General features: G+C 63.7%; 12 protein-coding genes. 7 read left to right on the top strand and 5 right to left on the bottom strand.

Translation table 11 applies throughout. From position 1 onward, the window contains the following. Positions 1-16: 16 nt before the first annotated feature. Positions 17-1,342 (bottom strand): sugar MFS transporter, encoded by a 1,326-nt coding sequence (locus ACOFKT_RS14240; protein WP_419804643.1) that lies wholly within the window; start codon positions 1,340-1,342, stop codon positions 17-19. 113 nt (positions 1,343-1,455) lie between these two features. Between ACOFKT_RS14240 and ACOFKT_RS14235 the strand changes: the two genes are divergently transcribed. From ACOFKT_RS14235 to ACOFKT_RS14205, 7 genes are all read left to right on the top strand, one after another. Then, positions 1,456-1,800: a hypothetical protein gene (locus tag ACOFKT_RS14235; RefSeq protein WP_419804642.1), complete on the top strand. Its 345-nt coding sequence runs from the start codon at positions 1,456-1,458 to the stop codon at positions 1,798-1,800. Further along, entirely contained in the window at positions 1,784-2,053 is a 270-nt protein-coding gene (locus ACOFKT_RS14230; protein WP_419804641.1) for a type II toxin-antitoxin system RelE family toxin, read from the top strand. The genes ACOFKT_RS14235 and ACOFKT_RS14230 overlap by 17 nt, the downstream gene beginning before the upstream one ends. Then, positions 2,053-3,018 carry a glycosyltransferase gene (locus ACOFKT_RS14225; protein WP_419804640.1) on the top strand — a complete coding sequence of 322 codons (966 nt, stop codon included), beginning with the start codon at positions 2,053-2,055 and terminating at the stop codon, positions 3,016-3,018. Before ACOFKT_RS14230 ends, ACOFKT_RS14225 begins: the two co-directional genes overlap by 1 nt. Next, on the top strand, positions 2,946-4,622 hold the full coding sequence (locus tag ACOFKT_RS14220) for an NAD(P)/FAD-dependent oxidoreductase (protein ID WP_419804639.1): 1,677 nt from the start codon (positions 2,946-2,948) through the stop codon (positions 4,620-4,622). Before ACOFKT_RS14225 ends, ACOFKT_RS14220 begins: the two co-directional genes overlap by 73 nt. A 215-nt stretch (positions 4,623-4,837) precedes the next feature. Further along, positions 4,838-6,700, top strand: coding sequence for a S8 family peptidase (locus tag ACOFKT_RS14215; protein ID WP_419804638.1), 1,863 nt, complete (start codon positions 4,838-4,840; stop codon positions 6,698-6,700). Between the two features lie 61 nt (positions 6,701-6,761). Next, complete coding sequence (locus ACOFKT_RS14210) at positions 6,762-7,418, top strand: hypothetical protein (RefSeq protein WP_419804637.1); 657 nt, start codon at positions 6,762-6,764, stop codon at positions 7,416-7,418. Between the two features lie 1,042 nt (positions 7,419-8,460). Beyond that, positions 8,461-9,846, top strand: a complete 1,386-nt coding sequence (locus tag ACOFKT_RS14205) for a molybdopterin molybdotransferase MoeA (protein ID WP_419804636.1) — start codon at positions 8,461-8,463, stop codon at positions 9,844-9,846. Positions 9,847-10,223: 377 nt separating this feature from the next. Here ACOFKT_RS14205 and ilvA read toward each other — a convergent pair whose 3' ends face one another. From ilvA to aroF, 4 genes are read right to left on the bottom strand one after another with little or no spacing between them, the layout of a single operon-like run. Beyond that, positions 10,224-11,459, bottom strand: coding sequence for a threonine ammonia-lyase (gene ilvA, locus ACOFKT_RS14200; protein ID WP_419804635.1), 1,236 nt, complete (start codon positions 11,457-11,459; stop codon positions 10,224-10,226). 28 nt (positions 11,460-11,487) lie between these two features. Continuing rightward, on the bottom strand, positions 11,488-12,363 hold the full coding sequence (locus ACOFKT_RS14195; protein WP_419804634.1) for a prephenate dehydrogenase: 876 nt from the start codon (positions 12,361-12,363) through the stop codon (positions 11,488-11,490). Between the two features lie 9 nt (positions 12,364-12,372). Further along, positions 12,373-13,062: a dienelactone hydrolase family protein gene (locus ACOFKT_RS14190; protein WP_419804633.1), complete on the bottom strand. Its 690-nt coding sequence runs from the start codon at positions 13,060-13,062 to the stop codon at positions 12,373-12,375. 15 nt (positions 13,063-13,077) lie between these two features. Next, the gene (gene aroF / locus ACOFKT_RS14185) at positions 13,078-14,097 is read right to left on the bottom strand and encodes a 3-deoxy-7-phosphoheptulonate synthase (RefSeq protein WP_419804632.1); all 1,020 of its coding nucleotides are present in this window, start codon (positions 14,095-14,097) and stop codon (positions 13,078-13,080) included. Positions 14,098-14,134: the final 37 nt, after the last annotated feature.

Below are 14,134 nucleotides of genomic sequence, written 5' to 3'. Positions count from 1 at the left end.
CTACAGCATTCGGATGCTAGATTGCTTCCATCGGCGCACCCGCACGCGGGTCCGTCACCATCAGGCGTCGCGCCGCCGCGAACCCAAACACCGCAATGAACACATAGCAAACTGCCGGGATCAAAAACGCATGCTGGTACCCGATCCGGTCCGCAAGTTTGCCATACAGCCACGGCAGGATTGCTCCACCCACAATGGCCTGCACCATCAGGCTCGACCCCTTGCTCGTCAGGTCGCCCAGCCCGGCCAGTCCCAGCGTAAAGATGCTCGGGAACATGATGCTGTTGAACAGACCCACCGCCAGGATGCTCCACATCGCGACCGGCCCGGTGGTTACCATGCTTGTCACCACCAGCAGCAGCGCGATCACGGCAAACAGGCCCAGCAGCGTTCCTGTGCGCACCTTGGTCAGAATGTAGGACCCCAGAAAGCGGCCCACCATGGCGCCGCCCCAGTAGTACGCCACCAGTTTGCCCGCGGTCTGCGCCGGGATGCCGCCAAGCTCCGGCCGTCCAAAGTAGCTGATCAAAAAGCTGCCAATGCTCACCTCGGCGCCCACGTACAGGAAAATGCCAGCCGCACCCAACAGCAACCACTTCTGCTGCCAGATGCTTCCCCCGAATCCCGGGATCGGCCGGTAATCCACCGTCAGATTTTGTCTGCGCTCCAGCTTGATGGCGGCCAGCGCAATCGCCAGCACCACCAGCAGCCCGGCGATCACCAGGTACGGCGTCGTCACCGTGGAGGCCTGTGCTGCCTGGTACGCGCTCTTCGCCGCGGGCGACAGCGCCTTGAACTGTGCCGCCGTTAGCTCCGCGGCCGCCCCCAAAATCAGGATGGACCCAAGCGGCGGCGCGACTGTTGTTCCCAGCGAGTTGAACGCCTGCGACAGGTTCAACCGGCTGCTCGCGGTGCCCACCGGCCCAATGCTCGCCACGTACGGATTCGCCGCAACCTGCAGCAGCGTAATGCCCGCTGCCAGCACCACCATCGCTCCCAGAAACACCGGGTAAGAAATGCTGTGTGCCGCCGGGATAAACAGCAACGCGCCCACCGCCGCCACCAGCAGCCCGATCACCATCGTCTGCTTGTAGCCGCGGAACTCCACCAGCTTGCCCGCCGGCAGTGCAAACAAAAAGTATGCCCCAAAGAACGCCGTCTGAATCAGCGCGGCCTCTGCGTTCGTGAGCGAAAAGATGGACTTCAGGTGCGGCACCAGAATGTCGTTCAGCGCCGTGAGAAAGCCCCACATAAAAAACAGCACCGTCGCCACCGACATCGCGCGATAATCCGTCTTCGCCTGCCCCGGCGCGTACGCGGTAGCTCCCGCAGAGATGGCCATGTTCAGCTTGCCCTCGTGATCAGAAAAGGAATGCAGCAAAACGAGAGTACCGCGTCCACGCCGCCGCCGTCATCGCAACGTCGCACTCATTACACTGTTCTGGAGGTGAGGCAATGGCGACCGTAGCTCTGCCCATGTTCATCGAACAGGAAATCGCCCGCTATGGCCAGGGCCGCAGCATGCACGACATCCTCGCCGAAGCGCTGGTCAACCATCGCTGGGACGACGAAAAGTACGAGCCGCACGAACAGTTGCGCAATCCCGACGAAGCCCTGGCCGACATGATGCGGACTTCCGGCCGTTCCCGCGAACAGATCGTCCACGACGCACTGATCGAGTGGGTCTCGGATCATCAGGCCGACGAAGAAGCCCTGAAGACGCTTCAGGAGCTTCGCGAAGGCAAGACGACGACTGTAACGCTGGAAGAAATTATGGACCGGTATGGCCTGGAGCGTTAAGTTCGAAAAGCGCGCCGAAAAGGCTTTGGACTCACTCGATCCCGTAATTGCAAAGAGAATGCTGCGATATATCCATGAACGGCTTCTCACCAGGAAAGACCCTCGCGATCTCGGCATAGCAATGCAGGGGAACGAGCACGCAGGGAACTACCGCTTCCGCGTTGGCGACTACCGGTTCATCTGTTCGATCAACGACGAGGAGTTGATTGTGGTTGTCGTTCGCCTCGGTCATCGTCGCGAAATCTACGCCTGATGCCCACCGTCTCCGTTATCGCCACCGTCCTGAACGAAGCCGACAGCATCGGCGGCCTGCTCACCTCCATGCAGCGGCAAACGCTCACCCCTGCCGACATCGTCATCGTCGACGGCGGCTCCACCGACGGCACCTGGGAACATCTGCTCGCCGCGCAAGGGACCATGCCCAACCTCGTGCCCGTCCGCGACGAAACCTGCAATCGCCGCCATGTCGTCGGTCCCATCGCGCGCGGCCGCAACGTCGCCATCACCCGCGCCCGCGGCGACCTGATCGCCTGCGCCGACGCCGGCTGCCTTTACGACAGCACCTGGGTTGATCACATTACCGCGCTCCTCCGCGACGGCACTGCGGACTACACCCTCGGCGGCTCCCGTCTCGACCTGTCGCAAAGCACCGTGTGGGACATCGCCTCCGCGCCCTTTCTCGGCGTCAAGCTCGATCCGGGCGAGCCCTCGAAGTCCTGCGCCGCGCGCTCTGTCGCCTTCACCCGCGCCGCATGGGCCCGCGTCGGCGGTTTCCCGGAATTCCTCTTCCACGCCGACGACGTCCTCTTCGACCAGCACATGCGCGGGTCCGCGCGCACCATCCCGGCCACCGACGCGAAAGCCATCTACATTCCGCACCACACCTTTCGCACCGCCCTCGAACAGGTCGCCAGCTACTCACGCGGCGACGGCATCGCCGGCCTGCGCGCCGCACGCCTCATGCGCAACGTCTTCCGCTGCCTGGCGGAGGTCGCCGCCCTCGCTCTCCTCCCCTTGACCTCCTGGCCGCTCTTCCTCGTCGTCATTCTCGAGCTCTATTTCGCGTTCCGCCTCGACTGGAAGCACGTTCGCAGCCTCGGCGCACGCGTCCTGCTCGCCCGCCTCGCCTTCTCGCTGGTCGTTCCATGGGTCGTCGCCTGGAACCAGGTGCGTGGCGCGCTGCGCAAGCAGTACCGTACCAACCGGCAGAACGCCTGACCCGCGTGGAAGTACCCAGGCCCACAGCACCCATACCCGACCACGGGAAACGCACCGCCATCATCATCGGTGCCGGCCCCGCCGGCCTCACCGCCGCCCTCGAACTTCTCCGCCGCACCGACGTCCTTCCCATCGTCCTCGAAAGCAGCACCGAAGTCGGCGGTCTTTCCCGCACCGTCGAGTACAAAGGCAATCGCCTCGACATCGGTGGCCACCGCTTCTTCTCCAAAAGCGAACGCGTCATGCGCTGGTGGCAGGACCTGCTCCCGCTGGAAGCCTCCAATCCAACCGCCGCGAGCGCCGGCCCCGCAGGGCAGGCAGCCGTCCTCCTTCTCCGCGAACGCCAAAGCCGCATCTACTTCCTGCGCCGCTTCTTCGCCTACCCGCTCGCGCTCACGCCGGACACCCTGCGCAAACTCGGCGCGCGGCGCACGCTCAGCATCGCCGCCAGCTACATACACGCCCGCCTTCGCCCCATCCGCCCCGAGCGCAATCTCGAAGATTTCCTGATCAACCGCTTCGGCCGCGAACTCTACCGGACCTTCTTCCAGAGCTACACCGAAAAGCTCTGGGGCGTGCCCTGCGCACAAATCAGCGCCGACTGGGGCGCGCAACGCATCCGCGGCCTGTCGCTGATGGATGCCGTGCGCGACTGCGCCGGCCGCGCCACCCGCCGCCGAACGCGCACCAGCAAACCCCCCGGTGATCTCGCCCAGAGCTCCACCGAAACCTCGCTCATCGATCGCTTCCTGTACCCCCGGCTCGGCCCCGGCCAGATGTGGCAGCGTGCCGCCGCCGAAATCACCGCACGCGGCGGCACGATCCACCACAACACCAACGTCGACCGTCTTTCCGTCCATGGCGACCGCATCACCGGCGTCGAAGCCACCCTGCCCGATGGCCGCCGCGCCACCTTTCGCGCCGGCTTCGTCCTCAGCACCATGCCCGTGCCCGCGCTCATCCGCGCCCTCAGCGAACCTGCGCCCGCCGCGATCCGCGCCATCAGCGACGGCCTGCTCTTCCGCGACTTCATCACCATCGGCGTCCTCGTCCAGACCCTCGCCCTGACCGAGCCCGACGGCTCACCCCTCCGCGACAACTGGGTCTACATCCAGGAGCCCGGCATCCGCATGACCCGCCTCCAAATCTTCAACAACTGGTCGCCCGGCATGGTCGCCGACCCCAACACCGTCTGGCTCGGCCTCGAATACGTCTGCAGCGAAGACGACGACCTTTGGCGCATGCCCGACGCCGAGCTCCAGCAGTTCGCCATCCGCGAACTTCAAACCATCGGCCTGCTCCACGCCAACGCCGAACCCTCCACGCCCCACCCCGGCCCCGTGCTCGACAGCTGCGTCGTCCGCGCCCCCAAGGCCTACCCCGCCTATTTCGGCACCTACAGCCGCTTCGGCGAAGTCCGCGAATACCTCAGCCGCTTTGAAAACCTCTTCCTGCTCGGCCGCAACGGCCAGCACCGCTACAACAACCAGGACCACAGCATGCTGACCGCCATGCTCGCCGTCGACCAGATCGCCGCGAACACCTTCGACCCCACCGCCCTCTGGTCCGTCAACACCGAGCAAACCCACCACGAATCCCGCTAGCCCGCATCTTCCCAAAGCCACTTTTTGAGGCTACGATGCTGGCTCTTGCCGACACACAGCCCGAATCGTTTGACACAGTCAGGCCCGTTCTTCATGCTTAGGGAACTCTGAACAAAACAGAAGGCAGACAAGGTCTGCTCCTGTGGCAAATCCCCCATGCCACACTGCCCCGCTGTCTGGGGCTAGCGGCCCTTCGTTGCCCTTTAGGGAGATTCATGGCTCGTAAGAAGATCATTCAGGTTGCAGCGCTGCTCGCCTCCACCCTCGCCGCATCTGCGACCTATGCACAAACGCCCGACAACCCATCCGGGCTGGCGCCCTCCGCTGTCAAACAGCTGCAGGCAATCTATGCGCTCAAGGCCTCGCTGACTCCCGCGGAGCAGAAAATGTCCTCCAACCTTGTGCTGCTCTCGCGCATGTCACAGGGCAAGTTGCCGGCCCCTCTGCTGTCGCTGGTCCAGCTTCCCAGGCGCAACGCCGCCGGCAAGTTCGGTGTCGTGGTTAGCGCGCGGCCCGGCAGTTCGCTGGCACTCAACGGTCTTTCGGACATCGAAACGGACGAAGCGCCGGCTGAAACTCGCAGGGCAGGGCATCTGCACGCCCGCATTCGCCTGGAACAATTGCTGCGGCTTGCGCAGCAAAGCGATGTGCTCGCGGTCAGCGAAGATTCGTTCAAGCACACCAACGTCGGCTCGCTCACCTCGCAGGGCTACATCGCGCACGGCGCGAACCGCGTCATCGCCTCCGGCGTCACGGGTTCCGGCATCAAGGTCGGCGTCCTGTCTGACAGTGCGTACCCGGCTCGCGTCGCAGCTCTCATTGCCTCAGGCGACCTGCCCGCCGACACCACCGTGCTGCCCGGCCAGGCCGGACCGGCAGACAACAGCGGCGAAGATGAAGGCACGGCCATGATGGAGATCGTGCACGACATCGCGCCCAACGCGAAGCTGTTCTTCGCCACCGCGTTCAACAGCGAAACCAGCTTCGCCGACAATATCCGCACCCTGCGCAATACCTACGGCTGCGACATCATCGTCGACGACATCAGCTACTTCGATGAGCCCGCCTTCCAGGACGGACCCGTCGCCCGGGCAGTCAACGACGTCACCGCCGGCGGCGCTCTCTACTTCTCCTCCGCGGCCAACTCGGGCAATCTCTCCTCCGGCACCTCCGGCACCTGGGAAGGCGATTTCTCGCCCTCCACGGCGTCTCTGGCTCTGATCACCACCGCGGAAGGTGGGCCGGTGACGCTGCACAACTTCGGCACCGCTGCCTCTCCCCAGCCGTATGACGTGCTCACATCGACCGCGAGCAGCGGCGTTGGCCTGCACTGGTCTGACCCGACCGGTGCGTCCGCGAACGACTACGACCTGTTCGTCACCAACTCGACCGGCACCACCATCCTCGGCGTTGGCGGCGGAACACAGAGCGGCACGCAAAACCCGTTTGAGTTCGCCTACAAATCGGGCGGCTTCCCAGCCGGCAGCCGTGTCTACGTCGTCCTGTACAGCGGTGTTCCGCGCGCGCTCCATGTGGATACCGAACGCGCCACCATGACCATCAACACCGCCGGCGCAACCTTTGGCCACAACGCAGCTCTCAACACCTTCTCCACCGCGGCCGTCTACTGGAACGCGGCCCGCCGCGGCCCTGCGCCCTTCGTCGGTGGCAGCACCAACCCCGACGAATACTTCAGCTCCGACGGTCCCCGCAAAATCTTCTACAACCCCGACGGGACCCCGATCACTCCGGGCAACGTGCTGTTCTCCACCTCCGGCGGCAAAACGTTGCAAAAACCGGATGCTGCCGGTGCGGATGGTGTTTCCACCGCGACCCCGCTCTTCGCACCCTTCTTCGGCACATCGGCTGCGGCACCGCATCTGGCAGGCATTGCGGCGCTCATCAAATCGGCGAATCCCTTTCTCACCAACACGCAGATTCGCACCATCATGACCAACACCGCGCTCGACAACATGGCGCCGGGCGTGGACCGCGACAGCGGCTACGGCATCGTGTCGGCGACCAACGCCGTCGCGGCCGCAAAGGCCCTTGCCGCTCAAACAGCGGCCGCCCAGTAGCACCTGAGCGGTCCGGCACGCCCGGGCCGCTCCCTTTTGCACCAACTATTCCAGGAGAGTTATGAAGCTTCGTTCCCTCGTTCTTGCCGGACTCCTTACGGCCGGCCTGTACACCCAGGCTGCCTCGGCCACGCCCATCGCCTTCTTCTCAGACTCGATCACCACTGCCAGCAACACAGAGCTTGGCCGCCCTTCCCGCAACGGTCAGCCGCAAACCTGGACCCACGAGGAAGCGTTTCCAGGTGTCCTTTCCACCAGCACGGGAACGACCTACTTCTACAACACCTACACGATCAGCAACTCACTCTTTAATCCCAACAATTACCTGGATATCTCATTCACCGACGAGCTCGCCTCCGGCCTCCTGTTCATCAGCGCGTACTCCAACAGTTACAACCCCAACGCGCGCGATCAGAACTGGCTGGGCGATCTGGGTTTCGCCAGTAACTCCTATGGTCCGAATTCGCTCTTCTTCGATGTCGTCATGCCCGCCGGCCAGGATCTCGTTCTGGTCGTAAACACCACGGGCGGCGGCACCGTGGGCACCGGACGACCCTTTGACGTCGCGATCAACGGCTACACCGATACCGAGTACCACGAAGCAGACATCACCCCCTACGTGGCACCCGCACCGGAGCCGTCGACCTTTGTCGAACTCGGCACCGCTCTGGTGGCCGTCATTGGCATCGGCCGCCGCCGCTTCTTTGCCGCTGCCTAGTTCTATCGAGAAAGTGCTTTGGAAGGGGCACAGCTCTCGCTGTGCCCTAAACCTCTCTCATCCGGACTGGCACGGTTCTGTTGTGACCTAACCCGCTCCCATCCGGACTGGCACGATTCTGCTGTGACCTACCCCGCTCTCATCCGGACTGGCACGATTCTGCTGGGACCTACCCGCTCCCATCCGGACTGGCACGATTCTGCTGGGACCTAACCCGCTTCCATCATGATTGTTTGCTGTGGCATCAACCACTCCCATCATTCGGAAGGGCACAGCTCTCACTGTTCCCTAAACCTCTCTCATCCGGATTGGCAGCAATCTTGTTGTGGCATTAATCGCCCATCCGGAATGGCAGTTATGTTTGTTGTGGCATAAACCGCTCCCACCATTCGGAAGGGCACAGCTTTAGCTGTGCCGTAACCGCTCTCATCAAAATCGGGCTTCAGCCCCCGAGGTCATGTTCTTCCACGTGTCGCACAGGTGGCGGGCACGACCTCAGCGGCTAGTTTCTTTGGTGAACCACTTTACAAACTCATTTCGACCGGAGCACGCGCGCTCTTTGCGCTTACGCCGTGAACTTGGTGCTTGCACGGAACCTGCATTTCTGCGGTGCCGCAGAGCAATTGTTTCCGTAAAGAAGATTCACGCGCTCCCGCTTATCGTGTCATGTTGCAGCTTTACAAATCACCGCCACATTCAACTCATTCCGGTTCCGTAACACGCGGCACGGACATATCCGGTGCTGCACCGGGCCTGCGTGAACGGCCCGCGGTGAGGATCCGGCGAGGCCACCCGCGGGTAAGCCCACGCACGGCCCGGCGCAGCAGACTGGGCGGTGGCTTTCTCCGGGCAACCGCCGCGGGCCTGGCGCGAAGCCCACTGCTTCGCTTCAACCCGCATTGCCCGGAATGGACGCGCCGCCCACTCCTAAGATTCGCTTTATCTTCGCCTGTTTCCGTGTAGCCGTCCAGTGGAATCTGTGTCGGCAATAGTCGTGCTTCAATCCGTTGTAGCCTGCGCAAAGCGCCAGCATCTCAAAGGCATGCCGGAGCAAGCCGATCCACAGTTGTTGTCCTGTGCAGAAGCGCTTGCTGTCATTCAGGCGGCCTACGCTGGGCTGCCCCAGCCCGCAGCCGAAACGGTTGCGCTCGATGACGCGCTCGGCCGCGTTCTTGCGGAACCCATTTACGCCGACCGCGACCAGCCGCCGTTTCCGCGCAGCACACGCGACGGCTTTGCTGTCCGCACCGGCGACCTTGCAACTGGCCACGCGCTCAACATTGTTGGTGCCATTCGCGCTGGCGAACAGTGGAACGGTCCCACGATGCAACCGGGCGAGGCAATTGAGATCATGACCGGCGCTCCCGTTCCGGAGGGCGCCGACGCCGTCCTGATGGTCGAGCACACCTCGCGCGAGGCCGACACGCTTCGCCCCGACCGCACCCTCAAACCCGGCGAAAACATCGTCCCGCAGGGCGCAGAAGCCCGATCCGGCCAAATTCTTCTTCAACCCGGCGTTCGCATCGGACCGGCGGAAATCGCCCTCCTTGCCTCGGTCGGCCAGCCCCACCTCGCCGTCTACGTCAAACCCGTCGTCGCCATCCTCAGCACCGGCGACGAGCTCGTCGCCGTGGACGAAACACCCGGCCCGCACCAAATCCGCAACAGCAACGCCCACGCCCTTGCTGCCCTCGTCCGCCAGAACGGCGGCGAACCACGCATCCTGCCCGTTGCCGCCGACACTCGCGAAGCTCTGGAGCATGCTGTTGAAGGTGCACGTGGCGCCGCCATGCTCATCCTGTCCGGCGGCGTCTCCGCCGGTAAATACGACCTCGTCGAACCGGTCCTCGCCTCTCGCGGCGCCGAATTCCTCTTTACCGGCGTCCTCATGCAACCCGGCAAGCCCGCCGTCTTCGGTCGCATACCCCTCTACGCCACACCCCCCTCGGCCGGAACCGCCGAATTCGCCAGACCTGCCGCAATCTCCGCCGCCACCGCTGCCGACCCCTTCAACAACATTGTCATTTCGACCGAAGCAGGACAGCTTCACCGTCCTGCGCAGTGGAGAAACCCGCATCTTCCTCCCACCACGCAATGGATCTTCGGCCTGCCCGGTAACCCGGTCAGCACCCAGGTCACCGCCATGCTATTCGCCTTGCCGTTGCTCCGCGCCCTGGGCGGCGAAACGGACCCGCAGCCCGCCTTCGCCGCAGCCGAGCTGAGCGAACCCGTTGCCGTCCGCCCAGGCCTCACCCGCTTCCTGCCCGCCCGCCTCTCCGCCACGCTTGGAGGCACCACCGTAAAACCTACCGGCTGGCAAGGCTCCGGCGACCTCCACAGCAACGCCCGCGCCAACTGCTACCTCGTCCTCCCACCCGAAGCGGAGCACCTGCCCACCGGCACCATCGTCCAGGTACTCCTTCGCTAACCGACTCCGGCAGTCGCTCTCGATATCAGGCGCGGTTTTAGCGTCAGGCAAAAACAAACCGAATCCCCAAGCTGCTTTAGCCGCCGAGGTAGAACCCCGTCAGCCGCCTCAGACCCCGCGAGGTGAAAACCTTGTCAAGACCCCAACGGTCCTAACCCACGTCACTGGCATTACTTACAGGTGGCATGGTATTTCCGCGAACTTGCTATCCTTGATAGAGACACCGAACCAGACAGGGTATTACCGCCGAGGCCCGCTATCTTGCTCTACCGCAGGAACTTACGCCTAACACCTTGCCGCACAGGAACTTACGCCGGCCTGGCGGGATAACTTCTCTGAAAAGAGGAACTTAGAAAAATGAGGGGGGGGGGGAGGGGTTACTGCACTCGCTCGTAGTGGTACCCGTTCTCATCCAGCGCCGCCAGCAGCTCCGCAACCTGTTCCTTGCCGCGCGTTTCCATTGTGATGTCAATCGCGGTGTCACCAAGATTCACGCCGTAGTAAGCGCGGTTGTACAACGTATCGACAATGTTGATGCCATGCCGCGCAATCAGCTGCGACAGCTCGACCAGCGCGCCCGGCCGGTCAAGCAGGTGAATGCGCAGCCGAATCAACCGCCCGTCCTGTACCAGCCCGCGCTCGATGATGCGGCTCAATAGCGTCACGTCAATGTTGCCGCCGCAGATCAGCACCGCCGTTCGCGCGCGGGTCGGCAGCGACGTTCGCCGCTGTAACAGCGCCGCAAGGCCGGTCGCGCCCGCGCCTTCGGCGAGCATTTTTTCGCGCTCCAGCAGCGTAAGAATCGCGCTCGCGATCTCGTCTTCTTCCACCGTGACGATTTCGTCCACGTAGCGCTCAACCAGCGGCAGCGTTAGCGCACCCGCGCGCCGCACCGCGATGCCGTCCGCGATGGTCGTCGCCGCGGCCAGCGTGACCGGACTGCGCTGACCGACTGCGGCCTGCATGCTTGGCAGCCGCGCCGTTTGCACACCGATGACGCGAACTTCCGGCCGGATCGACTTGACCGCGCAAGCGATGCCGCCAATCAGGCCGCCGCCACCGATCGGTACAACCACGGCATCTAGCGCCTGCACCTGCTCCAGAATCTCAAGCCCGATTGTGCCTTGCCCTGCAATCACTGCGGCATCGTCGAACGGGTGGATGAACGTGAGCTCTTCGGCATCACGCCGCCGCACCGCTTCGGCAAACGCCGCGTCGTAATTCGGGCCGTGCAGCACGACTTCTGCGCCGAAGCGCCGCGTTGCCGTGATTTTGACCAGCGGCGTTGTTTCCGGCATGACGATGGTGGCGCGAATGCCCCGCTGCGTGGCGTGATACGCAACGCCCTGCGCGTGATTGCCGGCGCTGGCCGCGATCACGCCGCGCCCGCTCTGCTCGGGCGTCAGCGTCAGGATGCGGTTCAGCGCACCGCGCTCCTTGAACGCGCCGGTCATCTGCCGGTTCTCGAGCTTCAGAAAGACTTCCTGCCCAGTGAGTCCGCTCAGAATCGGCGACCGATCGCAGGGCGTGAGCACTACGGCATCGCGCACACGCTCACGCGCCGCTTCAATGTCGGCGAGGTTAACGGCTAGGTCTTGCTGCATTTCTGGCATCGCGGTCCCGTTAGCTTACCGGATGCGCTCAATGGGAGCGGCGGAAGTCGTTCGCTTTGCTGAACTCATCGCGCAAGGCGGGTGTGCGCAGATTTTCGCGCAGGTGTTGCAGCCGCTGTTCCAGCATGAGCAGCGTGTGCGCAAGTGGAGCTTGGTTGGTGTGCGCGACGTCGCGCCACATGCTAAACGGCGATGAACCGAGCCGGGTCATCTCACGCAGTGCCCGCCCACCAATCGACCGCAGGTCAGCGTCGTTGCCGAAGGTGTCTTCAAGTAGAGCGCTCAGCGCGGTCGAGACCATTTGCGGAAGGTGACTGACCCACGCGCAAATTTCATCGTGTCGATCGGCAGGCATATCCAGCACGTTAGCGCCAAAGCGCTCTACCCAATTGCGCCATTCGGAGTGCAGCGTAGCGGACGCCTCGAACGCTTGTACGACCGTTGAAACATCGGGTGTAAAAAGCCAGGTGGCACCGCGAAACAGCGCGGCCTCCGCCAGCGCGGCGCCTCCGCTTTCCTTACCGGCCATGGGGTGACCGGGCAGAAAGCGGCCGGGAAGCAGGCGGCGCGCGGCCTCGGCAATCTGCAGCTTGGTCGAGCCTGCATCGGTGACCAATTGGCCGTGGTGCACGAGCGGCGCGAGCTGCTCCATCCACTGCAGGATGCCGAGCACCGGCACGGCAAGGATGATCAGGTCTGCGCGGCTGATGGCTGCGCGCTGCTTTTCAGGCGATTGCGCCAGGTGCGTGATGGCGCCGCGGTCGAGCGCCGTGCGCAGCTCGTCCGCGCTGCGATCGATGCCGGTGATCAGGCCGGTGTAGCCCGCGTCGCGCAGAGCGAGGCCGATGGACGCGCCGATGAGGCCGGTGCCGATGATCGTGATTCGCTTCGCCGGCACCGACATGCTTCGCGGCTACAAGCCGAAGTGCTGCTGAAAGAAGAGCAACGTGTGCTTGTTGGCCAGCGTGGCGGCCTCAGCAGCGTAGTGCGTCGGATCCACGCCGCGCGCAAAGGCGTGCCCCGCATTTTCATACACGAAGATCGGCACTTCCGGGTGCGCGGTTTGGATGGCGTCGCGTGCCTCCGCCGGGATGTACTGGTCGTCCACGCCGAAGTGCAGAATCACCGGGCACTGCGGCTCCTCATTCAGGAAGTTTGCGATGGAACCGCCGTAGTAGCCGGCGGCCGCCTCCACCTTGAGACGCGTCGCGCTGAGCCAGGCCATGGTGCCGCCGAAGCAGTAGCCAACGACGCCGACCGGCTTATCCGTTTCAGAACGCAGCCAATCCACGGCAGCCTTTACGTCTTTGGTCTGGTCCATCAGTCCTTCGCTGAACTGCTGCATCAGGCCGTAGCCCTTTTCGAAGTCGGCCTGGTTGTAGTTGAGGTTTACGCCCTTCTCCACACGGTCGAACATGGCAGGCGCGATGCAGAGAAAACCGTGCGAGGCCCACTCTTCCGCGGTTTTCTGGATTTGCTGGTTGACGCCGAAAATTTCCTGCACCACGACCAGCGCGGCCTTCGGTTCGCCTTCAGGACGGACGACGTAGGCGGCGAGTTCGGTGCCGTCGCCGGCCTTGAGCTGGATCCATTCGGTGTTCATGTGTGTGCCTGTCCTTTATGCGATGGTGCGGCCGACAATGGGTGCGAGCTGGCGGAGTTGGGCGACGAGTTTTGTGAGCTGGTCGGGGAAGAGGGACTGCGCGCCGTCGCTCATGGCCTTGTCGGGGTTGGGGTGCATTTCCATGAGCAAGCCGTCGGCACCGGCGGCGACGCTGGCGAGTGCCATGGGCGGAACGAACTCGCGCTTGCCCACGCCGTGGGACGGGTCGCCGAAGACGGGCAGGTGTGTGAGCTTTTTGAGCACCGGGATGGCACTGATGTCCATGGTGTTGCGCGTGTAGGTTTCAAAGGTGCGGATGCCGCGCTCGCAGAGCATGAGGTCGTAGTTGCCGCCGGAGAGGATGTATTCGGCGGAGAGCAGCACTTCCTCGATCGTCGCGCTGATGCCGCGCTTGAGCAGAACGGGCTTGCGCACGTGGCCTAGCTCGCGGAGCAGGTTGAAGTTTTGCATGTTGCGCGCGCCGACCTGGAAGCAGTCGATGTATTCGAGCATGGGCTCGATCTGCGAGATCTCCATGACCTCGGTAATGACGAGCAGGTTGGTTTTGTCGCCGACCTCGCGGAGCAGCTTCAGGCCCTCGATGCCCATGCCCTGGAAGCTGTAGGGCGAGGAGCGTGGCTTGTAGGCGCCGCCGCGCAGAAATTGCGCGCCCGCGGCCTTGACCTGTTGGGCACTGAGCAGGATCTGGTCGCGCGATTCGACGGAGCAGGGGCCGGCCATGATGGTGACCTGGTCGCCGCCGACCACCACGCCATTGGGAAAGGTGATCCGGGTGCCGTCGGGGCGGAAGGAGCGGCCGGCGAGCTTGTAGGGCGAGCTGATGCGGTAGGCCTCCTGCACGCCGGGCAGGACCTGGAATTCGACCACGTCGAACTGTGCGGGCGTGCCTACGCCGGCCAGCATCATCTGGCCCGCGCCGCTGGTGCGGTGCACGTCAAAGCCCAGCTCCACCATGCGCTCGATGACGCCCTGGATGTGTTCGTCGGTGGCGCTGTTCTGCATGACTACGATCATTGCGATTTCTACGCTTTCCGTTCTTGACGTTTGACGA

Origin of the sequence: Terriglobus sp., from assembly GCF_965201105.1 — a bacterium.
In the GTDB taxonomy this organism is placed as follows: domain Bacteria; phylum Acidobacteriota; class Terriglobia; order Terriglobales; family Acidobacteriaceae; genus Terriglobus.
Note: the sequence above shows the minus strand (reverse complement) of the source record. Positions and strands in the feature narration are given on the sequence as shown.

Coding starts and splice junctions, on each gene's coding strand:
- ACOFKT_RS14205 (WP_419804636.1), top strand. CDS start 8,461: ATGCCGGAGCAAGCCGATCCACAGTTGTTGTCCTGTGCAGAAGCGCTT.
- ACOFKT_RS14225 (WP_419804640.1), top strand. CDS start 2,053: ATGCCCACCGTCTCCGTTATCGCCACCGTCCTGAACGAAGCCGACAGC.
- ilvA (WP_419804635.1), bottom strand. CDS start 11,459: ATGCCAGAAATGCAGCAAGACCTAGCCGTTAACCTCGCCGACATTGAA.
- ACOFKT_RS14210 (WP_419804637.1), top strand. CDS start 6,762: ATGAAGCTTCGTTCCCTCGTTCTTGCCGGACTCCTTACGGCCGGCCTG.
- ACOFKT_RS14190 (WP_419804633.1), bottom strand. CDS start 13,062: ATGAACACCGAATGGATCCAGCTCAAGGCCGGCGACGGCACCGAACTC.
- ACOFKT_RS14240 (WP_419804643.1), bottom strand. CDS start 1,342: ATGGCCATCTCTGCGGGAGCTACCGCGTACGCGCCGGGGCAGGCGAAG.
- ACOFKT_RS14235 (WP_419804642.1), top strand. CDS start 1,456: ATGGCGACCGTAGCTCTGCCCATGTTCATCGAACAGGAAATCGCCCGC.
- ACOFKT_RS14220 (WP_419804639.1), top strand. CDS start 2,946: ATGGGTCGTCGCCTGGAACCAGGTGCGTGGCGCGCTGCGCAAGCAGTA.
- aroF (WP_419804632.1), bottom strand. CDS start 14,097: ATGATCGTAGTCATGCAGAACAGCGCCACCGACGAACACATCCAGGGC.
- ACOFKT_RS14195 (WP_419804634.1), bottom strand. CDS start 12,363: ATGTCGGTGCCGGCGAAGCGAATCACGATCATCGGCACCGGCCTCATC.
- ACOFKT_RS14215 (WP_419804638.1), top strand. CDS start 4,838: ATGGCTCGTAAGAAGATCATTCAGGTTGCAGCGCTGCTCGCCTCCACC.
- ACOFKT_RS14230 (WP_419804641.1), top strand. CDS start 1,784: ATGGCCTGGAGCGTTAAGTTCGAAAAGCGCGCCGAAAAGGCTTTGGAC.